Consider the following 25,923-nt stretch of genomic DNA (forward strand, 5'->3'; position numbering starts at 1 on the left):
AAGGCAAGCCACAGAGGAACATAGGGGCCAAGTGAGCGGTATGTCGGGCACCTCGGACATCGGTTCGGTCGGGACCACGGGCAGGGAACCGGACGGTTCCGGGTACCGGATCGGTGTCGTGGTCCACGCGCGGGACCCCATCTCCAAGGTGGGGGTGGTCAGTCAGCTGCGGCAACATCCGGTGATCGACCTCCGTGACGAGGCCCGGCCCGGGGCCGGGACCGTGGCAGTGCTGGTCGAGGAGACACCGGACGAGACGACCTTCGCGCGGCTGCGCCGACTCGTGCGCGGAGAGGGCGCGCACACCGTCCTTGTGGTGAGCGCGCTTCGGGAGAGTGAACTCCTCACGGTCATCGATTGCGGTGTCGGAGCCGTCGTCTGGCGCCACGAGGCGACCGCATCGCGGCTGTCGCAGGCCGTCATCGCGGCATCGCGGGGCGACGGCGACCTGCCCGCCGATCTGCTCGGCCGGCTGATGAGTCAGGTGGGAACGCTCCGGCGCGGCGCCGCGGAAGACACCGGCGCCCCCGTGACGAGGCTGACGGCACGCGAGGCGGACGTTCTGCGACTGGTCGCCGAGGGACTGGACAACCCGCAGATCGCTGCCAAGCTCGCGTACTCCGAACGCACCGTCAAGAACGTTCTGTACGGGCTGACCACCCGTTTTCACCTGCGCAACCGGGCACATGCCGTGGCCTATGCCGTGCGGGAGGGTCTCATCTGACCGCGAGGGCGACGATGCGTGGCCGCCCGAAGACGCCGCTCCACCGGTCCTGGAGGTGCCGCGCCGCTCGGCGGGGGCCGGGGCCGGGTGGTCGGCCGCGCCCGTGACCTCGAGCTGGCCGGCGGGTTGATCCGCCGCGCCGTCGTCACCGCGGCCTGCGCCGCATCGGCCGCGGTGAACCAGTCACCACGGCCGACCTGCTGGAGGGGCCCGCCGCGAGTGTCGCAAGGCGGCCCCCTGGTGCCTGGGCGAGGCCGCCTGGTACCGGAGGCGGATCTCAGGGGTGGACGATCGTCCAGTTCGGGACGGTCGGGTCGACGATCTGCCACCTCTGGGCCTCGCCCTCGACGCAATCCCTGATGAGGAGCCTGTCGGAGTTCCCCGCCACACTGGTGCCACCCATGTCCAGGCAGGCACCGTGGCTGGCGAAGTTGCGGATCCAGTAGGTGTCCTCGTCCTGCTGGTCGAGCCACCACAGCTGGTTGTCCTCGGTGGTTCCATTGCAGCCGTACGTGAACACCGCGCTGGCCGCGGGCTTGGCCCCCGACCCGTTGAGGTCCATGCAGAGCCCGCCCTTGACCTGGCGTATCTGGAAGAGGGCGGTGTCTCCGGGACCGCCCTTCGGTTCCACCACCTCGACGTTCCAGCGTTCGTTCTCCCCGGAGCCCGGATCGCAGGTGTTCACCGTGACCAGATCGCCCCGCTCGGCCTCGGCCACGCCCGGGACGTCCGCGCACCGCTTGACCGACCTGAGTCTGAGCAGGACGTTGTCCACGGTCCGCCGGCCGGTCTCCTTCTCGGCCGTCGGGGAGGTGGCTCCGCCTCCGCCGCTTCCCCCGCCTTCCTTGCCGCCGCCTCCGCTGCTCTGCGGAGAATCTTCGGGAGCCTCCTCCGACGGCGCTTCGGCGGCCGGCTCCGAGCCGGGCGGCGAAGGCTTGTCGGCCACGCCGGTCTCCTCGGCGTCGGGCGGCGGCAGGGCGCTGCCGCCGGCTTGCCGGAGCTGCTCCACGGCCGCGGTGCGAACCTGCGGTTCGTACGCGATCCAGAGCATCACGAAGGTGATGGCCAGTGCCAGGGCGACGCCCAAGGAGGCGGCGAGCCAGCCGGGCAGGAACCCTCGCTGGACATAGGTGCCGTCGACCTCCAGCGGCGTCGTCCCCGACCGTTGCACGGTCAGCGTGTAGGGGCGCCGCTGCTTCGAGCCGAACCAGATGATCTGGCGCGGCTTGAGCGTCGCCCGCACGAACGCGGCACGGCCCGGCTCGATCTGCACGCTGCCCGGAACAATGTCGTACGACAGTTCGTCACCGTTGTCGCTGCCGCTGACGGACGCCGTCAGGGTGGTGTTGCCGAGGTTGTCGACGGCGAGCCGCGGCCGGCCGCGGAAGCGGCTCTTGACGGTGGCCGGCACCAGTTCGGCGCGGACCTCGCTGAACGGGGTGATGGTGAGGTTGCCCTCGGGGACGGTGACCGCCTCGGGATACTCGGTCGGAATGACGCGTACGGCATACGGGTGGGGGCCCGCTGCCGCGTCGGGTGTGCGCGGCGGCGCGAACGTCAGTTCCACCGTCCCCGTGGTCCCTGGATAGAGCCGGAGCACGGCCGGTTCCACGGTGGTCCACGGTGCGATGTCGCCGACCGCCTCGAAGCGGTACTCGTCGACGACGTCGCCGGTGTTGCGCAGCCGCAGCCGCACGGTGGTGGTGTCGCCCGGGTCCACGGTTGCGGAGGCGGGTTCCAGGGAAGTCCACAGGATCACGCGGCGACGCTACGCGGACACACCAAGCGCCGGTCATAGGCCATGGGGCAGCGTTCCCTGCCTGTACGGGCACGGGAAGCCACGTCCCTGGCCGGGCCGGGCGGGCCCGCGGAGCTTCGATACCGGCGGGCAGCCGCGCGGGCAACGCCGCTGCCCACTTGTCCACCACGTCGTGGGACTCGTCGAGAGCCGGATCGCGAAGGTACGGCGCCCACCGGCTGCGCCCCGGTACGACGATCGCCCCCCTCCAGGCCGGCTACCACCTGGCCGCCACGGACTTCGTGACGACGCCCGTCACCGGAGCCGCGGGCTCGGGTCCCGATGGCACTCCGAACGCCACGACGTCCCACTTCATCGCTGCCTCGCAGAGCACCGAGTGATCTGGGCCCTTTCGTTCGGATCATCTGATCGTTGGTCTGGGTGTGTCGTTGACTGACGCGCAGTGGGCGCGGATCGAGCCGTTACCCCCGGACCGAACGCGGAGGCGGGATGGCCGGTGGCGGGATCACCACGAGGTGATCGACACGATTGCCTTCAAGTCCCGGACCGGAACCCAGTGGGTCCACCTGCCCGAGAAACACGGCAACGGGCGAGGCGTCCGCAGCCGGCTGCGGATGTGGGCCGTCGACGGCACCTGGGAGCGGGTGTTCACCGCGCTGATGGCCCAGGCCGATGCCGACGAGGACCTGAACCGGGCTGTCCCGGTGGACTCCACCATCGTGCCCGCTCACCGGCACGCGGCCGGGGCCCGCAAGAAGGGGCCCCGGCCGGCGAACCGGACGATCACGCCATCGGCCGGTCCCGCGGCGGACCGACCACGAAGATCCACCTGGTGGCCGACGGCCGATGCCGGCCCCCTGGCGTTCGTCCTGACCGCGGGACAAGCCGGTGACTGACCGCGGGACAAGCCGGTGACGCACCCGCCTTCGAGAAGGTCATGGCCCGCCTGCGGGTGCCCCGGCGGCGCGGCCGGCCTCGCACCACTCCGGACGTCGTCCTGGCCGGCAAGGCCTGCTCCTCGCGTGCCATCCGCACCCACCTGCGCAGGCGCGGAATCCGTGCGGTCGTCCCCGTCCCCGCCGCCCAGCGGGCACACCGCCTGCGATGCGGCAGTCAGGGCGGCAGACCGCCCGCCTTCGACCGTGAGACCTGCAAGCACCGCAACACCGTCGAACGGTGCGTCAACCGCCTCAAGCGATGGCGGGGCATCGCCACCCGCTACGACAAGACAGCCACGATCCACCTGGCCGGACTCCACGTCGCAGGCATCCTTCTCCGGTCCGCACGGTGATCCGAACGAAAGTCCCTAGCCCTTCAGCTCCTCGGCCACCAGCTCCGCGATCTGCACCGCGTTCAGGGCCGCGCCCTTGCGGAGGTTGTCGTTGGAGACGAACAGGGCGAGGCCGTTGTCCACGGTCTCGTCCCGGCGGATGCGGCCCACGTACGACGGGTCCTTGCCGGCCGCCTGGAGCGGGGTCGGGATGTCGGTGAGGACGACGCCCTCGGCGTCCGCGAGCAGCTCGGTGGCGCGCTCGGCGCTGATCGGGCGCGCGAAACGGGCGTTGACCTGGAGGGAGTGGCCGGAGAACACCGGGACGCGCACGCAGGTGCCGGACACCTTCAGCTCGGGGATCTCCAGGATCTTGCGGGACTCGTTGCGGAGCTTCTGCTCCTCGTCCGTCTCGTTCAGGCCGTCGTCCACGATCGAGCCGGCCAGCGGGACGACGTTGAAGGCGATGGGCCGCCGGTAGACCTGCGGCTGCGGGAAGTCGACGGCCTCGCCGTCGTGGGTGAGCCGGTCGGCGTCGGCGACGACCTTCTGCGCCTGGCCGTGGAGCTCCGCGACGCCCGCGACACCGGAGCCGGACACCGCCTGGTAGGTGGCGACGACCAGCGCCTCCAGGCCCGCCTCGGCGTGCAGCGGCTTGAGGACCGGCATCGCGGCCATCGTGGTGCAGTTCGGGTTGGCGATGATGCCCTTGGGGCGGTTCGCGATCGCGTGCGGGTTCACCTCGGAGACGACCAGCGGCACGTCGGGGTCGCGGCGCCAGGCGGAGGAGTTGTCGATCACGACCGCGCCCTGCGAGGCGACCTTCTCGGCCAGCGCCTTCGAGGTCGCGCCACCGGCGGAGAACAGCACGATGTCGAGACCGGAGTAGTCGGCGGTCGCCGCGTCCTCGACCGTCACACCGTCCAGCTCGGTCCCCGCGGAACGGGCCGAGGCGAACAGCCGCAGCTCCGTGACCGGGAAGTCACGCTCCTTGAGGATCCTGCGCATGACCGTGCCGACCTGACCGGTGGCTCCGACGATTCCGACCCTCACGGCGACTCCCTCTGTCTGTGCTTCTGCGTGCATGGTGCCTGGCCGAGGCTTTTCCATGATGCGGCCGACACGGGCCCGCCTGTCCAATCCTTTGACCGCCATGCCCGAGGACTGGGACGCCCCGCACCCCCGCACGGCTCCGGAACTCCCGTCCGTACCCCCGCTGAGCTGGAGGAATTCGCTCCGTCCGGGCTTCCCGCCGCAAGCTGTGCTGCCGCGCGCGGCGGTGTGACGTACGCCTCCGAACGATTTCCCGGCGCCGCGCCGAACGTTTCCGCGCGCCACGGCGTCGTAGGGGGGACACGGGGAGGGGAGGGGTGTCCGTGCTGCGCAGAACGGCCCGCCGCGGACCGGGGGAGGACGCCGGGCACGGTGACCCGCTGGACGCGGCGCAGGAACGCCGGGTGCGGGCGGTGCTCGCGCTGGGCGGGGTACCGCAGGCGGACCTGCCGGACGGGGTGCAGCAGGTCCGCCTGCGGCTGCTGGAGCGGGCCGCCAAGGGGTACGACGCCCCGCGGGACGTCTCGGCGTGGGCGGCCGTCGTCGCCTCCAACCTCGCCATGGACTGGCACCGGGCCAAGCGCCGCCAGGAGCGCCTCGGGGAGCGGCTGGCGTCCCTGCGCCCGCACGAGCAGCCCTCCGGCGAGGACACCAGCGTGCTCTCCCTCGCCGTCGCGCAGGGCCTGGACGACCTGCCCGACGCCCAGCGCCAGGTGGTCGTCCTGCGTTTCTACGCCGATCTGCCGGTGCGCTCGATAGCCGATGAGCTGGGCGTCCCGGAGGGCACGGTCAAGAGCCGCCTGCACACGGCGGTCCGGGCCCTGCGCGCCCGCCTGCACGAGGACGAGGTGGTGTGACATGACCGCCGGACACGAACCCGACACCCACGACGACACCCACGACGACGGCCGCGAGGACCCCGGCGGCCGGTACGGCGACGGCTCGCGCGGCGGCCCGGACGGCACGGACCCGCTGATGGCGGCCATCCTGGACGTGCCGCTGTCCGGGGACGCGCGGACCGATCCCGCCCTCGTGGCCGGACACCGCGCCGCGGCGGCCGACGTGGCGCTCCTGCGTGAGCAGCTCGGCGTCCTCGCCGAGGCCCTCACCCGGCCGCCGGTGGCGGAGCCCGTGCGGCGGCCGGCCCCCGCCCCGCTCCGGCCGGTCCGCCGGCGCCTCCCCCCGGTCCTGCGGACGGTCGGGCTGGCGGCGGCCGGCGCGCTGGTCGCCGGGAGCGGGTGGCTGCTCGTCCAGGTGAACGGGGGAGCGGACGGCATCGCCTCCTCCGGCGCCGACAAGCCGGCCGCCGACGAGAAGGCCGCCGCGTCCGGCGCCCACGGTCCGCTCGGCGACCCCGGCTACCTCGCCTGCGCCCGGCTGGTGGTCGAGGGCGACGTGACGGACGTCGTCCCGGTGCGCGGCACCTCCCGCGAGCGGGTCACCCTGCGCGTGACCCGCTCCTACAAGCCCGCGGCCGCGGCCCGGGAGGAGGTCGACTTCGTGAGGGAGCGGGGCGTGGACCCGCCGGCCGCCGAGGGCGATCACGTCCTGGCCGGCTTCTCGCGGGGGGCCGCCTCCCCCGACGTGTGGGCCGTCGGCGAGGCCGACATCGCCGCCGGACGCTCGGCGCTGGCCCGCGCGCTGCCCGAGGCGGACGGCACGCCCTGCGAATGAGCGGGGGGCGGGCGCCCGACCGGACGCCCGCCCCCTTCGTTCAGCGGCTCAGTCGCTCACCGCGCTCCCGAGCCCCTGAGGTACCGCGTTACTGCGTTACTGCGTGACCTTCTCGATGACCACGCTGCCGAGGCCCGCGACGGTGCCGCGCGCGTTCACCAGCTGGACCTGGCCGAAGAAGGACCGGCCCGCCGGCGCGGGGGCCGCGGCGGTGACGGTCGCGGAGACCGTCGCCGAGGCGCCCGTGGCCAGCTTCACCGGCGTCGACTCGTCGACACCGACCGTGCCGAGCGCGGACGAGTAGAACACGTCCAGGTAGTCGTACGCGGTGGTGCCGGCCGGCACCGAGTAGCCCGCGACCTCGATGGTGTACGTCCCGGCGGCGGGCGACGGGATGGACACGGCCTCCTCGGAGTCGCCGTCGGCCTGCTGCGCGACCTGGTTGCCGGCCGCGTCGTACACGGTCAGGTCGAGGTCGGCGGAGGCGTCGGAGACACCGCCGATGGAGACGTCCAGGGACTTGGCACCCGCGGGCACCTCGACCGTGGTCGTCTGGTTCTCGTGGTCCGCGATGGTCGGGCGGGCCGCCTTGGACGAGCCGAGCGGGCCCCCCGTCAGCTTGCCGTCGATGGCGGCGAAGTTGTTCGTCACCTTCCAGGAGACGGCGGCCGGGGTGCCGACCTTCGCCTCGGACACGGTCACGGTCGCCGGGTCGAAGGCCGCGCCGTACACGGTGACGTCCAGCTTGTACGGGTTGTCGAGCAGCGGCGACGTGCGGCGCGACTCGACCTCGATCTCCCAGACGCCGGGCTGCGGGTCGGCGTAGGAACGCACGTCCGGCTTGCAGCCGTTGCCGTCGAGGTAGTTGTTGTAGCAGTAGACGGTGGCGCTGTCCTCGACGGCGACACCGTAGGGGTGGATCGAGATGAACCGGGTCTGGCTCTTGTCTTTCAGCCCGCTCATCGCGACCTCCAGCGACGTCGCGCCCTCGGGCACGGTCAGGAAGTAGTGCTGCGAGCTGTTGCGCTGCACGGTGTTCTGCGCGGAGAACGTGTGCGCCACCGGCGTCGAGACGACGACCGTGTTCAGGACCTGCTTGTCGATGCCCTCGGTCCGCGGGTCGTCGACCTCGAGGATCGCGCTCTTGATGCCGGCGGACTTCGGAGCGGCCTGGACCTTGACGGTCACCGGCTTGTTCAGCGGCAGCTTCACCTCGTCCGAACCGACGATCCGGAAGGTGCCGGCCGCGTTGTTCTCGAGGTGCAGCTCGTGGCGGATCGCCTTGTCGGCGCCGGTCGTACGGGTGATGGTGACGTCGTACGTCTTCTTCTGACCGGCCTTCAGACCGCCCTCGCGGTCGTAGATGCCGGTGCCGAAGCCGGGCGTCTTCAGGGCGAAGTCGATCGCGGTGTCGACCGGGGCCTTGACCGCGTACTCGTGGGCGGTGGCGCCGTCCTTGATGGAGTCCCAGGCGTCCACGATGTTGATGGCGCCCGCGCCCTCCTCGTAGGCCTGGAGGCCCTTGATGTGGTCGGCGGTCGAGGTCAGCGCCGTGCGCAGGGTGGCGGGCGTCAGCTCGATGCCCTTCTGCTTCGCGGCGCTCAGCAGCAGCGCGGAGGCGCCGGCGGCCTGCGGGGAGGCCATCGAGGTGCCCTGGAGCATCGCGTAGCCGGCCGGCAGCGTGTATCCGGACTCGGCGACCGGGGCGCCCGGCAGCCAGGTCTGGATGGTGTTGATGGCGGCGCCCGGCGCGACGAGGGTCGGCGTGAAGCCGCCGTCCTCACGCGGGCCGCGCGAGGAGAACGGCAGCAGCGCGTACTTCTTCGTCACCTGCGAGCCGTAGTTGGCGGCCCAGGTCTGCTTGGAGATGGCCGCGCCGACCGAGATGACCTTGTCGGCCAGGCCGGGGTCGCCGATCGTGTTGGCGCCGGGGCCCTCGTTGCCCGCCGAGATGACGAGCTGGACGCCGTAGGTGTCGATGAGGCGCGTGTACAGCTCGGCGCGCGCGTTGTTGCCGTCGTTCAGCGCCGGGAGGCCGCCGATGGACATGTTGACGATGTCGACGCCGCGGTTCACGACCAGGTCGATCATGCCCTCGGTGAGCGCGACGTTGGTGCAGCCGCCGCTCCAGGAGCAGGCGCGGGAGGAGACGACCTTGGCGCCGGGGGCGGCGCCGTTCATCTTCCCGCCGAACAGGCCGTTGGCCGCGGTGATGCCGGCGACGTGGGTGCCGTGCTCGGACTCGATGACGCCGACGTTGACGAAGTCGGCCTTCTTGCCGACCCAGTCGCCGCCGTACGGGTCGGTGGGCACGTCCTTGCGGATCTCGACGACGAACGGCTGCCGCTCGACGACGTCGGTGGCCGGGTTGTCGGTACCGAAGTAGCCGACCTGGTACCCGTCCTTGTACGGCTTCATCGGCGCGTCGTCGGTGAAGTCGAAGTTGTTGTTCAGGTCGACGCGGACGGTGCCGGCGGCCGGGTCGTAGAGCAGGCCCCAGACGTCGGTGGTGTCGCCGTCCCGGTTGGCGTCGCCCTTGGCGTCGCCGCCGGCGGTGACCGACTCGCGGAACAGGTTGACCTGGTAGCTGCCCTCGGGCGCCTTCCAGGACACGCCGCCGTAGGTGAAGGCCGGGCCGCTGACGGGGTTGGTCATCCGGCGCCAGGTGCCGTCGCTGTCGACGATCGGGTCGGTCGCGGTGACCCAGTCGACGATCTTGCGCTCACCGGTGGTGGTCTTCTGGAGCGCGGGGTGCCCGAGGTCCACGCCGGAGTCCAGCACGCCGATGGTGACGCCGCGGCCGTCCGCCTTCGGGTGGTCGTCCACGAAGTCGACGGCGCCCGTCTCGAAGGACGGGTTGTACGGGTTCTCGGCCGGGGTCTTCCTGCCGGGCGCGGGATACGTCTTCGCGCTCGCGGTGGCGCCCGCTCCCTTCGCGGTGTCGGCGCTCGGCGTCGGGTCGTCGAGGGCGATCTCCTGCCGCAGGTCGATCGCGTGCACCGAGGACAGCTCGGCCGCGGCGGCGATGGCCGCGTCCGCCTTGGCGGTCGGGACGGTGGCGCGGACGTAGCCGAGCTTGTCGTAGGACCGGCCGACGGAACCGCCCTTGACCGCGTCCAGTTCGTCGGCGACCTGCTCGGTCTTCCCGGGCGAGGTGGCGACCATCAGGGTGACGTTCTTGTCACCGGCGGCCTTGGCGTCGGCGAGGACGTCGGCGTCGTCGGAGCCGAGCTTGTCGGCTGCGGACTTCACGCCCGGGTCGGCGGCCGGGGTCTGGTCGGCGGAGAAGGCCAGCGGTATCGGTCCGGCCGCGGACAGCGCGGCCACCAGACCGGCGGCCACGGCTATCCGGGCCGCGCGTCTCGCGCCGGGTATCGGTTCGCGCTGGGGGGTGTGGGTCATCGGCATCCCTTGTAGGTAAAGGAACGAGCGTCACGCGACCGGGCCGTTCCTGCCTGATCGCGGTCGCCGGAAAGTGATCCCGGACGATCGCACAGCCTTGTCCAAGGGGCAGATGTTTGGGGAGAGTTGACCGAATCGATATGGATGTATGGGGAAAACCCTCTACGAGTCACCTGTGCAAGGGCTTTCGGCCGTCCGGATGCCGACGGCCGGGTGACGGCCGGGGGCGGCGGGCGCGTCGACGTGGGGCTGCGGGCGCCGGCGTGACCTTGCGCGGGCGCCGGCAGGGCGCCGGCCGGACGCGCGCGGATGCCGGCCGGAGGTCGGCCCGACGTCGGGCAGGCGCCGGCCGGGCAGGGCGCGGGCGCGGCTAGGGCGCGGGCGCGGCCGGGGTGCCGGTCAGGCGTCCTTCGTGCGGGCGTAGTGGCGGGACGCCTTCGCGCGGTTGCCGCAGGCCGCCATCGAACACCAGCGGCGGGTGCCGTTGCGTGAGGTGTCGAAGAAGTGCAGGATGCACGCCTCGTGCGCGCAGCGGCGGATCCGGTCGGGCGCGGTGGCGAGCAGTTCCAGGTAGTTGCGGGCGGCCAGCCAGGCCGGCCCCCAGGTCCCGTCCGCGAACTCGGCCCGCTCGCCGGGTCCTTCGGCGGTGAGGGTGGGCCGGATGCGTCCGTGCTCCAGCACGGCGTCCACGGCGTCCACGGCGTCCACGGCGTCCACGGCGTCCGCTACGTCGGCCGGCCCGCGGTCCGCTGCCGTCCCGGCCGCCGCGCTCCCGGCCTCCCCGTCCACGGCCGCCCTCAGCGCGTCGCGCGCCCGCAGGGCGTGTCGCAGGGTCGCCTCGTCCGCGGTGAACCGCCCGTCCAGCCCGTTCGCGGCGAGCCACACCGCCAGCCCGTCCGTGCCGGTCAGCAGGTCCTGGGGGGAGCCGTCCCGCATCCAGCGCGTGTTGAGCAGGTCGAGCGCGAGGGGTTCGCCGGTGAGGGGGCGCGGGTCGGGGGTGGTGGGCATCGAGGGGCTCCTTCCGAACTAACCAGTAAAGGGTACGTGACCGGTTGACTCGCCTATGTCTAACCTTTAATGTCATGAACAGAGGTTAGAAGAACCGCTGACCCGCCTCCGTCGAAGGGGACCCCCGTCATGACCCTGCGCACCGGCCACATCGGCCTGAACGTCACTGATCTCGACCGCTCCCTCGCCTTCTACCGGGAGGTCATGGGCTTCGCCCTCGTCGGCGAGGGCAAGGAGGAGGGCCGGCGGTACGCCTTCCTCGGGGACGGCGACCGGCTCGTCCTCACGCTCTGGCAGCAGGCGCAGGGGGCGTACGACGGAGCTCGCGCCGGTCTGCACCACCTCGCCTTCGAGGCCGACTCGGTCGAGCGGGTCCGGGAGTACGAGGCGGCCCTGCGGGCCCACGGCGCCGACTTCGCCCACGAGGGCGTCGTCGCCCACCACGAGGGCGCGGCCTCCGGCGGCGTCTTCTTCCACGACCCCGACGGCACCCGCCTGGAGATCTCGGTGTCCCACGGAGTGGAGGGGGCCCCGGCCCCCGGCGGCGCGACCGCTCCGACCTGCGGCTTCTTCTAGATCAAGGGGCAGGCCATGGATCTCTACCACGCCGGCTCGCGCACCCTCCAGGACCGGCTCGGGGTGCGCGAACTCGCCGACCACGTCGGCCGGTCCGTCGGCGAGGGCATCCGTCTCGCCGCCTCCGCGTTCCTGGAACTCCAGCCGCAGCTCGTCCTGGGCGCCGCCGACCCCGTGAACGGCGAGGTATGGGCCTCGGTGATCACGGGTACCCCCGGTTTCGTCCGGGCCACCGGGCCGCGGCGGATCTCCGTCGCGGGAGGGCCACCCCCGACCGACCCTCTCGCGACGGCCCTCGCGACCCCGGACACCCCCGTCGGCACGATCGCCCTCGACCCGCGCACCCGTCGCCGTATGCGCCTCAACGGCCGGCTGCGGCCCACGCCCGGCGGCTTCGCCGTCGGGGCCGACCAGGTCTTCGCCAACTGCCCCAAGTACCTCCAGAAGCGGGACACGTACGAGACGGTGTCCGACCGTCTGCCCGGTCCGCCCCGGCGCGGCACCGGACTGACCCCGGAACAGGCCGCGCTCGTCGCCGCGGCCGACACCTTCTTCCTCGCCAGCGTGCGCGAGGGCGGCGCCGACGCCAGCCACCGCGGCGGCAACCCCGGCTTCGTCCGGGTCGTCTCGCCGGGCGAACTGGCCTGGCGCGACTACCCCGGCAACTCCATGTTCCTCAGCCTCGGCAACCTCGTGGCCGACCCGCGCGCCGGACTGCTGTTCCTCGACTGGACGACGGGCCGCACCCTCCAGCTCACCGGGCGGGCCCGCACCGGGTTCGGCACCGACGGCGAGCGAACGGTCCGGTTCACCGTGACGCGGACCCTCGACACCCCCGCCGCGCTGCCCCTGCGCTGGTCCGCGCCCGAATACTCACCTGCCAACCCGGACCGGGACCGCTAACGTCCAGGTGTGCGAGAGAAGTTGAGGGTGGCGGCCTACGCCGTGTGCATCCGGGACGGACAACTGCTGCTGGCCCGCTCGCCCGCCCCCGACGGCACCCTGGAGTGGGTGCTGCCCGGCGGCGGCACGGAGCACGGCGAGGACCCGCACGACACGGTGGTGCGGGAGCTGGAGGAGGAGACCGGCTACCGCGTCGAGGTGACCGCTCTGCTCGGCGTGGACTCCTCCCGCCACACCGTCCCCCGCAGGAACCTGCGCGGCCCCGTCGACCACCACGGGGTGCGCATCGTCTACGAGGGCCGGGTGACCGGCGGCGAACTCCGCAACGAGATCGGCGGCTCGACCGACCTGGCCGCCTGGCACGACCTGTCGGCCGTCCCGGAGCTGACCCGGATACGGCTGGTCGACGTGGCGCTGAGACTGTGGCGCGAGCGGCCCGCGAACGGACGGGTGCCGACCTGAGGAGGGGCCGCCGGGTCGTACCCGGCGGCCCCTCCTCTCCCCTCCTGGTACCGCCCCGGTCCGTCGCTACCGGGGCAGCACCACGACGTACGCCGCCGGGTCACGGTCCCCCGACGCCATCAGGGCCGTCCGCACCACCGCCGCCTGCTGCTCCATCCCGTCCCGGAGCTTCCTCGGCGTGATGTGCACGACCGTGATGCCCAGCCGCTCCAGGTGCTCCCGCTTGCGGACGTACTCCGACCACAGCGCGTCCTCGTCCTGGCGCGGTGCCCGGGTGTCCAGCTCCACCGCCACCGCCTGCTCCGGCCAGTACGCGTCCAGGCCCCCCAGGTGCGGGCCGCCCGGCAGCCGCAGGTCCACGTTCCACACCGGGTCCGGCAGGCCGAAGTCCCGCACCATCGTGTAGAGGCGGTCCTCGGCGATCGCCCGTCCCTCGGCCAGCAGCGAGTCCACCGCGTCCACCACGTGCGGGCGGCTCAGCAGCTTGGCCTGGTTCAACTCCCCGATGATCGCCGCCGGTTCGCAGTGACCGGCGCGCACCGCCTCCGAGAGCAGCCGCCGTACCGCCCCCGCGTCCGTCAGCTGCGACACCGCGTCCGCCAGGGCGCGCGGCACCGGCGCCACCGGCACCCCGGTGGCCTCCTCCGGCACCGGCAGGGCGGCGGCGCGCAGGACGTGCGCGCAGCCCGTCGACCGCAGCCGGCGCAGCCGGGGCACCAGGACGTCGATGCGGTCCAGGGAGAGCAGCGCGGGCGCGGAGGCGAAGCCGTGCAGGGTGAGCGCGGCCAGCCCCGTGATCATCGCCTCGCGGTACACGGGCCGGTGCGGCTGCCCCGGCTCCGGCTGAGCCGGCACCCCGGGTGCCGTCACCTCACGGGCCGCGTACAGCAGCACCGCGTGCAGCCGCTCCTCGCTGGTCGGCGGCCCCTGGTGGAGCAGGTAGACGCCCGGCAGGAACTGCTGCCAGGGTCCGCCGGACCGGCACTGCTCGTTCATCTCACCCGGTGACACGCCGAGCGAGCGGAGCTGGGCCGTGGTCAGTACGCGCCGTTGCGCGTCCGGGAGGTGACGCGCGGGACGGGCGGCGGCCGGGGGGAGGGGGGTGTTGTGGTTCATGACCCCGAGATTCCCGTTCCCGGCCCCTCCTGTAACCGCTGTTACAAGGCCGTCGGCAAACCTGGACAAGCTCGCCCTAAAGGACGGGTGTTCGGATGCCGAGTAGGGGCCGGAAATCCCTGGTCCCTCCGGTGGGGGCCGGGGGTTACGGTTCGGATTGACTGAATTCCGTAACGGTCACCGTCCGCCGGAGTTCAGGCCAAAGGTCGGGCGGCTGCCGGGCCCGGCCGGGCACTGCCGACCGGGCAGCGGTTCCCGGCCGGATCGGCCGCTGCGGACCGGGGCGGCTGTTGCCGGCCGGGGCAGCGGCTGTCGGTCGGACGCCGCCGACGGGTCGGGCGCCGCAGGTGGGTCGGCCGCCGCCGGTCGGACCGGCGCTGTCAGAAGGTGCCGGATCCACCCGCCGCGTCGCACGTCTGCCCGCGCAGCCCCCGCGCCAGGTCGTCGCGCGCCTCCAGCACCAGCCGGCGCAGGGCGGGCGGCGCCGACTCGTGCGCCGCGAGCCACGCGTCCGTCGCCGCCAGCGTCTGCGGGGAGTCCAGCAGGGCCGGGAACAGGCCCTTGACCACGTGCATCGCGATCTGGATGGACCGCTGCTCCCAGATCCGCCCGATCACCGCGAAGTACTTCTCCGCGTACGGGGCGAGCAGTTCGCGCTGCGAGGGCTGCTGGAAGCCCGCGATGGTCGCCTCGACCAGCGCGTTGGACAGCGCGTCCGACTCGACGAGCTGCACCCAGGCCTGCGCCTTGACCTCCGCCGACGGCCGGGCGGCCAGGCAGCGCACCTGGTGCCGCTTGCCCGACGCGGTGTCGTCGCGGGCCAGCTCCGCCGCCAGCACGCCCTCGTCGGCACGGCCGTGCGCGGCCAGCGGCGCCAGGAAGGCCCAGCGCAGCTCCTGGTCGACCTCGAGACCGTCGACCTCCGCCGACCCCTCCAACAGCTGCTGGAGCAGGTCGAGGTCGGCCGGCCCGGACGCCACCGACGCCAGGAACCGCGCCCACGCCAGCTGGTGCTCGCTGCCCGGCTCCGCCGACCGCAGCTCCGCCAGCGCGCCCTCGGCGAGCAGCCGCTCGCCGGCCGGCCGCCAGTCGGGCGCCGCGTAGTGCGTCAGCGCCGAGTCCGCCCAGGCGTGCAGCATCTGGAGCACGCCGATGTCGGTCTCGCGCCCGGCGAACCGCAGCACCAGGTCCACGAAGTCCCGCGCGGGCAGCAGCGCGTCCCGTGTCATGTTCCACAGCGCCGACCAGCACAGCGCGCGGGCCAGCGGGTCGGTCAGGTCGCCCAGGGACTCCCGCAGCGCCGCCAGCGAGGTCTCGTCGAACCGGATCTTGCAGTACGTCAGGTCCTCGTCGTTGACCAGGACCAGCTCCGGCGCCTGTGCGCCCGCCAGCTCCGGCACGACCGTCCGCGGCCCCTCGACGTCGGTCTCCGCGCGCGCGTAGCGCACGAGACGTCCCTCGACCCGCCGGTACAGGCCGATCGCCACCCGGTGCGGCCGCAGCTCCGGGTGTGACTCCGCCGCCTCCTGGAGCACCGCCAGCTCGTCGACCCGGCCCTCGGCGTCCAGCAGCACCTGCGGGGTCAGCGAGTTCACCCCGGCCGTCTGCAGCCAGGACCGCGCCCACCCGGCCATGTCCCGGCCGCTGGTCTCGCCGAGCACCGACAGCAGGTCGCCGAGGCGGGTGTTGCCGTAGGCGTGCCGCTTGAAGTAGCGGCGGGCGCCCTCCAGGAACGCGTCCTGCCCGACGTACGCCACCAGTTGCTTGAGCACCGAGGCGCCCTTGGCGTAGGTGATGCCGTCGAAGTTGAGCTTGGCGTCCTGGAGGTCGCGGATGTCCGCGGTGACCGGGTGGGTGGAGGGCAGCTGGTCGGCCCGGTACGCCCACGCCTTGCGGCGGTTGGCGAAGGTGATCCAGCCGTCGGTGAAGCGGGTCGCGCCGACCAGCGAGAAGGAGCCCATGAAGTCCGCGAACGACTCCTTCAGCCACAGGTCGTCCCACCACTCCATGGTGACCAGGTCCCCGAACCACATGTGCGCCATCTCGTGCAGGACGACGTTGGCCCGCGCCTCGTACGACGCCTGCGTCACCTTGCCCCGGAAGATGTACTCCTCCCGGAAGGTCACCAGTCCCGGGTTCTCCATCGCGCCCAGGTTGTACTCGGGCACGAACGCCTGGTCGTACTTCCCGAAGGGGTACGGGTAGTCGAAGTGGTCGTGGAAGAAGTCCAGGCCCTGCTTGGTGACGAGGAACACGTCGTCGGCGTCGAAGTAGGGCGCGAGCCCCTTGCGGCACAGGGCGCCGAGCGGGATCTCCAGCGTCGTGCCGTCGCCCAGCTGGCGCGTGTAGGAGTCCGTCACGTAGTGGTACGGGCCCGCCACCACGCATGTGATGTACGTCGAGATCGGCCTGGTCTCCGCGAACCGCCACACGTCGTCGGCGCGCTCGCCGACGCCGTTGCCCCACACCACCCACTCCTTCGGCGCCCGCACCTCGAAGCGGAACGGCGCCTTGAGGTCGGGCTGCTCGAAGTTGGCGAAGACGCGGCGCGCGTCGGCCGGCTCGTACTGCGTGTAGAGGTAGACCTCGCCGTCCTCGGGGTCGACGAAGCGGTGCAGGCCCTCGCCGGTGCGCGAGTAGGCGCACCGGGCGTCGACGACCAGTTCGTTCTCGGCGGCGAGGTCGTCCAGCCGGATCCGGGCGCCGTCGAAGACCTCGCCGGGGTCGAGGTCGCGGCCGTTGAGGGAGACGGCCGTCACGCTCGGCGCGATCAGGTCGGCGAAGCTGGACGCGCCGGGCTCGTTGCACCGGAAGCGGATGGTGGTGACCGAGCGGAAGGTACGCGGTTCACCGCTTCCGGCACCGGTCGTCCGGCCGCCCCCGTCGCCGGTCGCGTCGCCGATCGCCGACCGCACGTCGAGGGACACGTCGTACCCGTCGACGGACAGCAGGGCGGCCCGCTCCCGGGCCTCGTCACGGGACAGGTTCTCACCGGGCACGGGCGGTACTCCCTCGATGCGTCTGCGCGATGGCTGTGGACAGCACCGATCCTGCCATGTGCCCCTGACGGCCGTCAGCGGGGAATGACCGGCACGTGCCGTGGCGTTCACCGGGAAAAGGCTTCCTCCTGAGGAGAGACATGTCGCAGAAGACCCCCGTCGACTTCTGGTTCGACCCGCTGTGCCCCTGGGCCTGGATGACCTCCCGCTGGGTGCTGGAAGTGGAGAAGGTCCGTGACATAGAGGTCCGCTGGCACGTGATGAGCCTGGCCGTGCTCAACGAGGACAAGCTCGACGAGCTGCCCGAGGAGTACCGGGACATGCTCGCCACCAAGGCCTGGAAGCCCGTCCGGGTGGTGACCGCCGCCTGGCAGAAGCACGGCGCCGAGGTGCTCGGCCCGCTCTACACCGCGCTCGGCACCCGCTTCCACAACAACGGCGAGGGCCCGACCCTGGAGGCCATCGCCGGCGCTCTCGAGGACGCCGGACTGCCCGCCGACCTCATCGAGTACGCAGAGCAGGAGAACTTCGAGTTCGACGCCGAGCTGCGCGCCTCCCACAAGGAGGGCATCGACAAGGTCGGCCAGGACGTCGGCACCCCCGTCATCGCCGTGCCCGGAGCCGACGGCGAGCAGATCGCCTTCTTCGGCCCCGTCGTCACCCCGGCCCCGAAGGGCGAGGAGGCCGCGCGGCTGTGGGACGGCACCCTGGCGGTCGCCTCCGTGCCCGGCTTCTACGAGATCAAGCGGACCCGTACCAAGGGACCCGACTTCAGCAACCTGTAGAGCCCGGCCGTTCCGAGGGAAGACCCCCGCGAGTCACGTTCTCGCGGGGGTCTTCCCCTTTTTCCGCCCGCCGCCGTGACGGGTGAGAAGACGATCACGAGGCGGGACGGGTGTGCGGCGCCTACGGCGCGAGCAGCAGCACGTCGGCGCGTGACTTCGCGGCCAGGTACCGGCGCTGGACGTCCTGCCAGTCGACGACCTGCCACATCGCCTCGACGAAGTCGGCCTTCTGGTTGCGGTACTGGAGGTAGAAGGCGTGCTCCCAGGCGTCGAAGACGAGGAGGGGCACGGAGCCCTGGCCGACGTTGCCCTGGTGGTCGTAGACCTGCTCGACGACCAGACGGCCGCTGAGCGGCTCGAAGGCGAGGACGCCCCAGCCGGAGCCCTGGGTGGTCGCGGCTGCCTTGGACAACTGGGCCTTGAAGCCGGCGAAGGAGCCGAAGGACTCGGCGATCGCGTCCGCCAGCTCGCCCGCTCCGTCCACCGCGAGGGGCTCGCCGCCGCCCTCGCCGGTCATGTTCTGCCAGTAGACCGAGTGCAGGATGTGCCCGGAGAGGTGGAACGCCAGGTTCTTCTCCAGCCCGTTGACCGAGCCCCACAGCTCCTTGTCGCGCGCCTCCGCGAGCTGTTCCAGCGTGTCGTTGGCGCCCTTCACGTAGGCCGCGTGGTGCTTGTCGTGGTGCAGCTCGACGATCTCGGGGCTGATCACGGGGGCGAGCGCGGAGTAGTCGTACGGCAGGTCGGGCAACGTGTAGACGGGCATGGCGGGTTCCCCTCCGAACCTTATTGCAAAGAGGTTGCAAGTGCAGGCTAGCAACAAGAAGGCGGCCGTGGGGGCGGGAAGGCGGCCGCGGGCATCGGAAAGGCCCCCACCGGTCGCCTTCCGCCCGCTTGGGTTCTGACGGTCCTCGCAACACCCGCGATCTGTGGGAGTTGCGAGGACCGTGGGCGTTGAGCGTGCTGATCTTGCGGGGTCGCGGGAGCGTTTCCTTGCGCGTCCTTGCGCGGCCGGATGTCGTGGAGAGCGTGACCGTGGTGGCGCGTGAGCCGGGGGTGAACCGGAACACCGCGCTCAGCAGGGCCGTCGGCACGACGGCGTTCATGAGCCGGCCGGCGCCCGGGACGCCCAGCCGGTCGAGGGCGGTGACACAGGGGCCCTGCCGCACGACCGCCTCCGCGTCCCAGGGGACGAGGGTGACGATGGCCGCCGCCCGTTCGACGGTCGCGTTTGGCGAAACCCTACAGACGCCCGCCGCCCGCCCCGCGTTGCCGTCGCCACGACACCTCAGTGACCAGGGTCACGCCGTACCGCGTGTAACCGGCCACCTTTGTCCGGAGCCCACCAAGACGCCGCTCGTCCGTTTGTCGACGGCTGACGGTGATCGGGCCGAGTCCGCTGGGATAGCGTCACGGTGTCCCCGACCGCACCTCTCTCCGCGGAGATCCCATGAGCACCGCCGCCACCCCCGTCAGCCCCGGACGGGTCCTCGCCGACCTCATCCCGGCCTCCCGCGTCCGGGACGTCGCGCTCGTGCTCGGCGGCGCCGCGCTCACCGGCCTCGCGGCCCAGATCGCGGTTCCCGTGCCCGGCTCCCCGGTGCCGGTGACCGGCCAGACGTTCGCCGCCCTGCTGGTCGGCACCACCCTCGGCGCCCGGCGCGGCTTCCTCTCCCTCGCCCTCTACGCCCTGGTCGGCGTCGCGGGCGTCCCGTGGTTCGCGGAGGGCGGGTCCGGCGCCGCCGCGGTCTCCTTCGGATACGTCCTCGGCATGATCCTCGCCTCGACGGTGGTCGGCGCCCTGGCCCGCCGCGGCGCCGACCGTTCGGTCCTGCGCATGGCGGGCGCGATGCTGGTGGGCGAGGCCGTCGTCTACGCCGTCGGCGTGCCCTACCTCGCCTACGCCGCCGACATCTCCGCCTCCGCCGCGATCGCGGCCGGCCTCACCCCCTTCCTGATCGGCGACGCCCTCAAGGCCGTTCTGGCGATGGGGCTGCTGCCCACCGCCTGGAAGCTCCTCAAGCGCTAAAGCCTCTCGTTCGGGTCGGGCCGGGCTCGCGGGGTCCGGCCCGGCCCGAACGAAAGACCCTGGACGCAGAGCGGTCCAGCGCGGGGAATCCGCAGGAAGAGGCCCGCCCGGTCGCACCGCGAGGTGACCGGGCGGGCCTCTTCCGCGTCCGGGCGGTACGGCCGCCCCCCCCGCCCGGGGCTCCGGCCGTCGCCGGGACCACCACGGCCCGGCGGCACCCGCCGTGAGCGGGGTCGCGCCGACCGGGACCGAAGGCCGGGGGCCGGCGGCGGTGGGGGCCGGAAAACCGAGAAGGGGCCCGCGGGTACGGGCCCCTCCACCGATGCGGACCGCGGCCCGCGCCCCGAAGGGCGGCCGGCCGGGACTACACCTCGGCCCGCGCCTCGGTCTGTGCCTCGTTCCGCGCCTTCAGCCGCTGCTTGAGGAAGGCGATGGCGATGACGATCGCGGCGACGAGCAGCGACAGCAGCACGGTCTCCCGGCCGTCGTGCTCGGTGTCGGTCAGCATGTAGCCGAGGACGAACACGATGAGCGCGGCCGCGGCCCAGGTCAGGTAGGGGTACAGCCACATCCGCACGACCAGCTTCTCCGGCGCCTCGGCCTGGATGATCTTCCGCATCCGCAGCTGCGAGAAGCAGATCACCAGCCACACGAACAGGGCGACCGCGCCGCTGGAGTTGACGAGGAAGAGGAAGACGGAGTCCGGGAACTTGTAGTTGAAGAAGACGGCGACGAACCCGAACACCACGGAGGCGATGATCGCGGCCATCGGCACACCGCGCGAGGTGGTCCGCGCGAACGCCTTCGGCGCGTCCCCGCGCTCACCGAGCGAGAAGGCCATGCGGGAGGCCGTGTAGAGGCCGGAGTTCAGGCAGGACAGCACCGAGGTCAGCACGATGAAGTTCATGATCTGGCCGGCGTGCGCGATGCCGAGCGAGTCGAGGGCGGCGACGTAGGAGCCCTGCTCCTTGATGGAGGGGTCGTTCCACGGCAGCAGGGTGACCACGACGAAGATCGACCCGAGGTAGAAGACGGCGATGCGCCAGATGATGCTGTTGGTGGACTTCGTGACCGCCCGCTGCGGGTTCTCCGACTCGCCGGCGGCCAGCGTCGCGATCTCGCTGCCCATGAAGGAGAAGACGACGAGCAGGACGCCGGTGAGGATGGCGCCGGGCCCGTTGGGCAGGAAGCCGCCGTGGTCGACGAGGTTGCCGACGCCCGCCTTGTCGCTGTCGACGCCGGGCAGCACGCCGAACACGGCGAGCCCGCCGACGACGATGAAGGCGCCGATGGCGACGACCTTGATACCGGCGAACCAGAACTCGAACTCGCCGTAGGAGCCGACGGAGACGAGGTTGGTGGCGGTCAGCACCACCATCACGATGAGTGCCCACCCCCACTGCGGGACGGCGGGGATCCACGACTCGAGGATCGCCGCACCGGCGGTGGCCTCGACGGCCAGCACGACGACCCAGAAGAACCAGTACAGCCAGCCGATGGAGAAACCGGCCCAGGGGCCGAGCGCGCGGTCGGCGTGCGCGGAGAAGGAACCCGAGGTCGGGTTGGCCGCGGACATCTCACCCAGCATCCGCATCACCAGCACCACGAGCGTGCCGACGAGCGCGTAGGAGAGCAGGATGCCGGGCCCGGCGGTGGCGATGCCGGAGCTCGATCCGACGAACAGTCCGGCCCCGATGACACCGCCGATGGCGATCATCGAGAGGTGACGGTTCTTGAGGCCCGCCTGGAGACCGGAGCGGGGCTCTCCGGGATCTCCTGGGCCGTTTCCGGTCTTCGTCAGGGTCGGCTGCGAAGTCATGGGACGGATTTCCTTTGCGCCGCGTGAGGGGAACTCCCGTACGAGCGGTGTACGGGCCGTACAAGGGCGTACGAGCCGGTCCAGTGAATCCGAGGTGAATGAATTCGGGAACCTTTGATTCCGGATTGTTACTTGAGGTTTCCCTGAGCTTCCATTGCGTTGCTCACACTTTTCCGGCATGACACCCGGCGCTGCCACCCGGCGACGCCCGTGTCACACTCGTGCCATGCGCGTGTATCTCGGCTCGGACCATGCCGGCTTCGAACTCAAGAACCACCTCGTCGAATGGCTGAAGGAGGCGGGTCACGACCCGGTCGACTGCGGCCCGCACATCTACGACGCCCAGGACGACTACCCGCCCTTCTGCCTGCGCGCGGCCGAGCGGACCGCCGCCGACCCCGACGCCCTCGGCATCGTCATCGGCGGCTCCGGCAACGGCGAGCAGATCGCCGCGAACAAGGTCAAGGGCGTCCGAGCCGCCCTCGCGTGGAGCGAGGAGACGGCCTCCCTCGGCCGCCAGCACAACAACGCCAACGTCGTCGCGGTGGGCGCCCGCATGCACACCCAGGACGAGGCGACGAAGTTCGTCGAGACCTTCCTGGCCACCCCCTTCTCGGGCGACGAACGCCACATCCGCCGCATCGACATGCTGTCGGCCTACGAGACGACCTCGGAACTCCCCCCGATCCCGCCCCACCACCCGCAGGCCTGAGCACACGACGGCCGGCTCCGGCGGGATGATCCGTTGCCGGGGCCCGGGCCGTGCCCCCTGCGGGGTCCAGGTGTATCGAGCCCGCAGCGTTGCCGTCGGTTGCCCGCTCCTCTGCCCACTCCTCCACGCTCGGCCGGGCTCGCGCGGGGCCCCCATCGCGTCGGCGCCCTCCTCCGCCTTGCGGCCGGACGCACCGGACCCCGCTCACCCCGGCCGCGAGGCGCCGGTCTCCTCCGACGTGACCCGCCGGACGGACCCCGGGACGGAGCCCCGGGCCGGGCCGGACCTCCCGGCGGACCGGGTCGGGCGGGAGGGCGACGACGGAACGACCGAGAGGACGCCACCGTGCCGGAAGGGCACACCATCCACCGCCTGGCCCAGGACTACGCCCGTTTCGCCGGGAGCGCGCCGCGGGTGACCAGCCCCCAGGGCAAGTTCTCCGACGCCGCAGCCCTGCTCACCGGCACGGAACTCACCCGCACCGAGGCCCACGGCAAACACCTCTTCCTGGGCTTCGCCGGGGACCGCTGGGTCCACATCCACCTGGGCCTCTTCGGCAAGGTCGCCTTCGGCGACACGGACCCCGACACCCCCGCACCCCCGCCCACGGACACCGTCCGTCTCCGCCTCGCCGGCCCCACCGGCTACGTGGACCTGCGCGGTCCGACGACCTGCGCCCTGATCACGGACGCGGAGAAGCGGGCGGTGCACGACCGCCTGGGCCCCGACCCCCTGCGCGCGGACGCCGACCCGGAGCGGGCGTACCGCCGTGTCTCCCGCAGCCGTACGACGATCGCCGCCCTCCTCATGGACCAGAAGGTCGTCGCGGGCGTCGGCAACGTCTACCGCGCCGAGGTCCTCTTCCGCCACGGCATCGACCCCTACCGTGCCGGCAAGGACATCACCCCTGCCGAGTGGACGGCGATGTGGTCGGACCTGGTCGCCCTGATGCGCGAGGGCGTGCGCAACAACCGCATCGACACGGTCCGCCCGGAGCACACCCCGGAGGCGATGGGCCGCCCGCCCCGCGTCGACGACCACGGCGGCGAGGTGTACGTCTACCGCCGCACCCACCAGCCGTGTCACCTCTGCGGCGACACCGTCCGCACCGCACCCCTCGCGGGCCGCAACCTCTTCTGGTGCCCCACCTGCCAGAAGCCCTGACCGGGCACCCCGCAACCCTCACCGGGCCCGAGCCCCCCCCCGCAAGCCCCGACCGCATCCCCCGTGTCGTCCCCGGTTCCGTCAAACCCGTGCGGCAGCCAGGGCGCTCCACCGGCCGTCCCGAACCCCACCGAGGCCTCCGCCGGCGCCCCCGCCCGCGTCTCCCGCACCAGCCCGGCCCGCGCCAGCGAGCCGAGGGAGACACCACCGAGATACGCCGCCCCCAACTCCCGTACCGACAAGGAGAGATCCGCCGGATCCGTCAGCCGGAAGTCGAACGCCCGGGCCGTGCCCACCGGTTCGTCCCCGTCCCGGACGCCGAAGGACCGTTCGTACGGCGTCAGGTCGCGCCACAGCTCGCGTTCCTCGGCCGATTCGCCGACCCCGCCGAAGGCGCGCAACAGGGTGTCGTACCACTTGTCCCATTGTCCCGGTCGTCCCGCCGCAAGGACCGCAGGTCGGTCGCCGGGAGGCCCGCACGGCCCGTCGCCTCAGTCGTCATGGATCCATGCCTACCGGTGCAATGCGGGACGAGCCAGGGGATTTCTCCCTCCTGGCGACGCGAGCGCTTTCCGTGGCGTTCACTGTGAAGTCGAGCCTCGGACGGGGGACAAGTGGGACCTCCCGTGCCAAGCGGCGGGTTGGATGGATAGGGTCCCGAACTAATGGCAGCAGGACGACAGCGGCGCGCGGAAGCCGAGACGTTGACGGCCCGGTTGAAGCACCTGGTGCACCGGGTCCGCACCGGCCTGCGCAGAAGCGCCGTGGACTACTTCCGCGGCGACGGCTCGGACTGGATCGCGCTGGCCGGTCTGCTGCTCACCGTCCCGGTGATCGCGGCCACCACGCTCGCCGATCCGGTCTGGTGCTCACCGGCCGCCCTGGTCCTGCCGATCGTCGCCGGCGGCCTCGTGCTGCGCCCGGCGAGCCTGCTCGGCCTGTACGCGGCGGCGGCCACGGCGCTCATCGTGGAATCGGTGCGACTCGGCCCGTACACCGAGGGCCCCTCCCGGGTCACACCGGGCGTCGTGCTGGTCGTCGCCGCCTGCGGTTTCGTCGGCCTGCTCATCGCCCAGTTCCGCAGCCGGGTCGGCGTGCCCTGGCGGCGCGGCGGCACCATGCTCTTCGACCTGCGTGAACGCATCCGGGTGCAGAGCAAGCTGCCGACGCTGCCGCGGGGCTGGCACCGCGAGATGGCGCTGCGGCCGGCGGGCGGCCAGTCGTTCTCCGGTGACTTCGTCGTCGCGGCCCGCACCAACGGCGGCCGCACCATGGAGGTCGTCCTCACGGACGTCTCCGGCAAGGGCATGGACGCGGGCTCGCGGGCCCTGCTGCTGTCCGGCGCCTTCGGCGGCCTGCTCGGCTCCCTGCCCCCGCACGCCTTCCTCCCGGCCGCCAACGGCTACCTCCTCCGCCAGGACTGGGACGAGGGCTTCGCCACCTCCATCCACCTCGTCCTCGACCTCGACTCCGGCGACTACGAGCTGTACTCCGCGGGCCATCCGCCGGGCCTCCAGCTCAGCGCCGGCAGCGGCCGCTGGGAGGAGAAGGCCGCGGAGGGCCCGCTGCTCGGCGTGTACGAGGGCGCCCAGTTCGACCCGGTGAAGGGCTCGCTGCGCCCCGGCGACGTGCTGATGCTGTTCACCGACGGCCTGGTGGAGACCTCCGACCGCGACATCGTCGAGGGCATCGACCGCCTCACCGGCGAGGCCGACCGCTATGTCGCCGGCGGCTTCCAGGGGGCGGCCTGGCACCTGATCGAGGCCGTCGCCAAGGACGTCAACGACGACCGCGCCCTGCTCCTGGTCTGCCGCGAGGGCCCGACGGCCCAGGCCGCCTCGCTGCTGTAGACCCGGGCGGCCGACATCCGGTAGAAGGGCCTTCATGCTCACCGTCCCCGAGGTCGAAGCCCTCGCCCGCGCGGCCCACGAGGGCCAGACCGACAAGGCGGGCCGCCCCTACGCCGAGCACCTCCAGGCCGTCGCGGAGGGCGTACGGTCCCGGGGCGGCGACCCCGACCAGATCGCGGCGGCCTGGCTGCACGACGCCGTCGAGGACGACGCCCTCTCCGCGGCCTGGCTGCGCGAGGCGGCCCTGAGCGACCGCACGAAGGACATCGTGGGGGCGCTCACCAAGCGGGCGGGGGAGACCCCGGAGGCGTACGCGGAGCGCATCCTCGCCACCCCGGGCGCGCTGCTGGTGAAGGAGTCCGACCTGGCGCACAACGCCGACCCGGCCAGGCTGGCCGCCCTGGCCGAGCCGACCCGCACCCGCCTGACCGAGAAGTACGCCCGCATGCGCGCACTTCTCGGCCTCGGGAACGCCCGGACTCCTCCCCGGGACTCCCCGACCCGGCCCGACCCGGCCGGAGGAGGACCCTAGCTTGATCTTTAACGTGCGCCGTCGAACGGTGCGTCGTACTTGATCACTCGGTTCGGTAACTGCCGTACGTGGAAGCGGCCTTCGTCTGA

Annotated in this window: 21 protein-coding genes and 2 pseudogenes; 14 read left to right on the forward strand and 9 right to left on the reverse strand. The window is 72.3% G+C overall.

Annotated features, from left to right (window positions below; genetic code table 11):
• Positions 1-40 precede the first annotated feature (40 nt).
• Positions 41-724, forward strand: coding sequence for a response regulator transcription factor (locus ACIP5W_RS13010; protein ID WP_401471206.1), 684 nt, complete (start codon positions 41-43; stop codon positions 722-724).
• 277 nt (positions 725-1,001) lie between these two features.
• On the opposite strand, the gene ACIP5W_RS13015 is transcribed toward ACIP5W_RS13010, so the two are convergent.
• Positions 1,002-2,483, reverse strand: coding sequence for an RICIN domain-containing protein (locus ACIP5W_RS13015; RefSeq protein WP_401471125.1), 1,482 nt, complete (start codon positions 2,481-2,483; stop codon positions 1,002-1,004).
• A 158-nt stretch (positions 2,484-2,641) separates the two neighbouring features.
• Between ACIP5W_RS13015 and ACIP5W_RS13020 the strand changes: the two genes are divergently transcribed.
• Both ACIP5W_RS13020 and ACIP5W_RS13025 read left to right on the forward strand, forming a co-directional pair.
• Positions 2,642-2,863, forward strand: coding sequence for a hypothetical protein (locus tag ACIP5W_RS13020; protein WP_401471128.1), 222 nt, complete (start codon positions 2,642-2,644; stop codon positions 2,861-2,863).
• A 27-nt stretch (positions 2,864-2,890) separates the two neighbouring features.
• A pseudogene (locus tag ACIP5W_RS13025) lies at positions 2,891-3,774 on the forward strand (IS5 family transposase).
• A 15-nt stretch (positions 3,775-3,789) separates the two neighbouring features.
• On the opposite strand, the gene ACIP5W_RS13030 reads toward ACIP5W_RS13025, so the two are convergent.
• Positions 3,790-4,806, reverse strand: coding sequence for an aspartate-semialdehyde dehydrogenase (locus ACIP5W_RS13030; protein WP_366057562.1), 1,017 nt, complete (start codon positions 4,804-4,806; stop codon positions 3,790-3,792).
• 323 nt (positions 4,807-5,129) lie between these two features.
• On the opposite strand from ACIP5W_RS13030, the gene ACIP5W_RS13035 reads away from it, so the two are divergent.
• Entirely contained in the window at positions 5,130-5,663 is a 534-nt protein-coding gene (locus ACIP5W_RS13035; RefSeq protein WP_401471132.1) for an RNA polymerase sigma factor, read from the forward strand.
• 1 nt (position 5,664) lies between these two features.
• Positions 5,665-6,480, forward strand: coding sequence for a hypothetical protein (locus tag ACIP5W_RS13040; protein WP_401471135.1), 816 nt, complete (start codon positions 5,665-5,667; stop codon positions 6,478-6,480).
• A gap of 96 nt (positions 6,481-6,576) precedes the next feature.
• Here the strand turns inward: ACIP5W_RS13040 and ACIP5W_RS13045 are convergent, their stop codons facing one another.
• Together ACIP5W_RS13045 and ACIP5W_RS13050 are read right to left on the reverse strand one after the other, a co-directional pair.
• Positions 6,577-9,882, reverse strand: coding sequence for a S8 family serine peptidase (locus ACIP5W_RS13045; protein ID WP_401471138.1), 3,306 nt, complete (start codon positions 9,880-9,882; stop codon positions 6,577-6,579).
• Positions 9,883-10,281: 399 nt separating this feature from the next.
• The gene (locus ACIP5W_RS13050; protein WP_401471140.1) at positions 10,282-10,890 is read right to left on the reverse strand and encodes a CGNR zinc finger domain-containing protein; all 609 of its coding nucleotides are present in this window, start codon (positions 10,888-10,890) and stop codon (positions 10,282-10,284) included.
• 129 nt (positions 10,891-11,019) lie between these two features.
• On the opposite strand from ACIP5W_RS13050, the gene ACIP5W_RS13055 reads away from it, so the two are divergent.
• From ACIP5W_RS13055 to ACIP5W_RS13065, 3 genes are read left to right on the forward strand one after another with little or no spacing between them, the layout of a single operon-like run.
• A complete protein-coding gene (locus ACIP5W_RS13055) occupies positions 11,020-11,466 on the forward strand; it encodes a VOC family protein (RefSeq protein ID WP_401471143.1) in 447 nt (148 codons plus the stop codon).
• Positions 11,467-11,481: 15 nt separating this feature from the next.
• Positions 11,482-12,369 carry a pyridoxamine 5'-phosphate oxidase family protein gene (locus ACIP5W_RS13060; protein ID WP_401471146.1) on the forward strand — a complete coding sequence of 296 codons (888 nt, stop codon included), beginning with the start codon at positions 11,482-11,484 and terminating at the stop codon, positions 12,367-12,369.
• Between the two features lie 9 nt (positions 12,370-12,378).
• Positions 12,379-12,831, forward strand: a complete 453-nt coding sequence (locus ACIP5W_RS13065; RefSeq protein WP_401471149.1) for an NUDIX hydrolase — start codon at positions 12,379-12,381, stop codon at positions 12,829-12,831.
• 66 nt (positions 12,832-12,897) lie between these two features.
• On the opposite strand, the gene ACIP5W_RS13070 is transcribed toward ACIP5W_RS13065, so the two are convergent.
• Both ACIP5W_RS13070 and pepN read right to left on the reverse strand, forming a co-directional pair.
• Positions 12,898-13,947, reverse strand: a complete 1,050-nt coding sequence (locus ACIP5W_RS13070; protein WP_401471152.1) for a hypothetical protein — start codon at positions 13,945-13,947, stop codon at positions 12,898-12,900.
• 380 nt (positions 13,948-14,327) lie between these two features.
• A complete protein-coding gene (gene pepN / locus ACIP5W_RS13075; protein WP_401471155.1) occupies positions 14,328-16,946 on the reverse strand; it encodes an aminopeptidase N in 2,619 nt (872 codons plus the stop codon).
• Between the two features lie 140 nt (positions 16,947-17,086).
• On the opposite strand from pepN, the gene ACIP5W_RS13080 reads away from it, so the two are divergent.
• Entirely contained in the window at positions 17,087-17,731 is a 645-nt protein-coding gene (locus ACIP5W_RS13080; RefSeq protein WP_401471158.1) for a DsbA family protein, read from the forward strand.
• A 121-nt stretch (positions 17,732-17,852) separates the two neighbouring features.
• Here the strand turns inward: ACIP5W_RS13080 and ACIP5W_RS13085 are convergent, their stop codons facing one another.
• Positions 17,853-18,494, reverse strand: a complete 642-nt coding sequence (locus tag ACIP5W_RS13085; protein WP_401471161.1) for a superoxide dismutase — start codon at positions 18,492-18,494, stop codon at positions 17,853-17,855.
• Positions 18,495-19,178: 684 nt separating this feature from the next.
• Here ACIP5W_RS13085 and ACIP5W_RS13090 point away from each other — a divergent pair.
• Positions 19,179-19,757, forward strand: coding sequence for a biotin transporter BioY (locus ACIP5W_RS13090; RefSeq protein WP_401471164.1), 579 nt, complete (start codon positions 19,179-19,181; stop codon positions 19,755-19,757).
• 364 nt (positions 19,758-20,121) lie between these two features.
• Here ACIP5W_RS13090 and ACIP5W_RS13095 read toward each other — a convergent pair whose 3' ends face one another.
• The gene (locus tag ACIP5W_RS13095) at positions 20,122-21,576 is read right to left on the reverse strand and encodes an amino acid permease (protein WP_401471167.1); all 1,455 of its coding nucleotides are present in this window, start codon (positions 21,574-21,576) and stop codon (positions 20,122-20,124) included.
• A gap of 226 nt (positions 21,577-21,802) precedes the next feature.
• Here ACIP5W_RS13095 and ACIP5W_RS13100 point away from each other — a divergent pair, with 226 nt between their 5' ends.
• On the forward strand, positions 21,803-22,288 hold the full coding sequence (locus tag ACIP5W_RS13100) for a ribose-5-phosphate isomerase (protein WP_401471170.1): 486 nt from the start codon (positions 21,803-21,805) through the stop codon (positions 22,286-22,288).
• Between the two features lie 345 nt (positions 22,289-22,633).
• On the forward strand, positions 22,634-23,452 hold the full coding sequence (locus ACIP5W_RS13105; protein ID WP_401471173.1) for an Fpg/Nei family DNA glycosylase: 819 nt from the start codon (positions 22,634-22,636) through the stop codon (positions 23,450-23,452).
• 83 nt (positions 23,453-23,535) lie between these two features.
• Here ACIP5W_RS13105 and ACIP5W_RS13110 read toward each other — a convergent pair.
• Positions 23,536-23,835: pseudogene (locus tag ACIP5W_RS13110) on the reverse strand (sterol carrier protein domain-containing protein); the annotation flags it as partial.
• 282 nt (positions 23,836-24,117) lie between these two features.
• Here ACIP5W_RS13110 and ACIP5W_RS13115 point away from each other — a divergent pair.
• Entirely contained in the window at positions 24,118-25,302 is a 1,185-nt protein-coding gene (locus ACIP5W_RS13115; RefSeq protein ID WP_398094019.1) for a PP2C family protein-serine/threonine phosphatase, read from the forward strand.
• 34 nt (positions 25,303-25,336) lie between these two features.
• Positions 25,337-25,834, forward strand: coding sequence for an HD domain-containing protein (locus ACIP5W_RS13120; RefSeq protein ID WP_401471176.1), 498 nt, complete (start codon positions 25,337-25,339; stop codon positions 25,832-25,834).
• Positions 25,835-25,923: the final 89 nt, after the last annotated feature.

The organism is Streptomyces sp. NPDC088766 (assembly GCF_044750845.1).
In the GTDB taxonomy this organism is placed as follows: domain Bacteria; phylum Actinomycetota; class Actinomycetes; order Streptomycetales; family Streptomycetaceae; genus Streptomyces.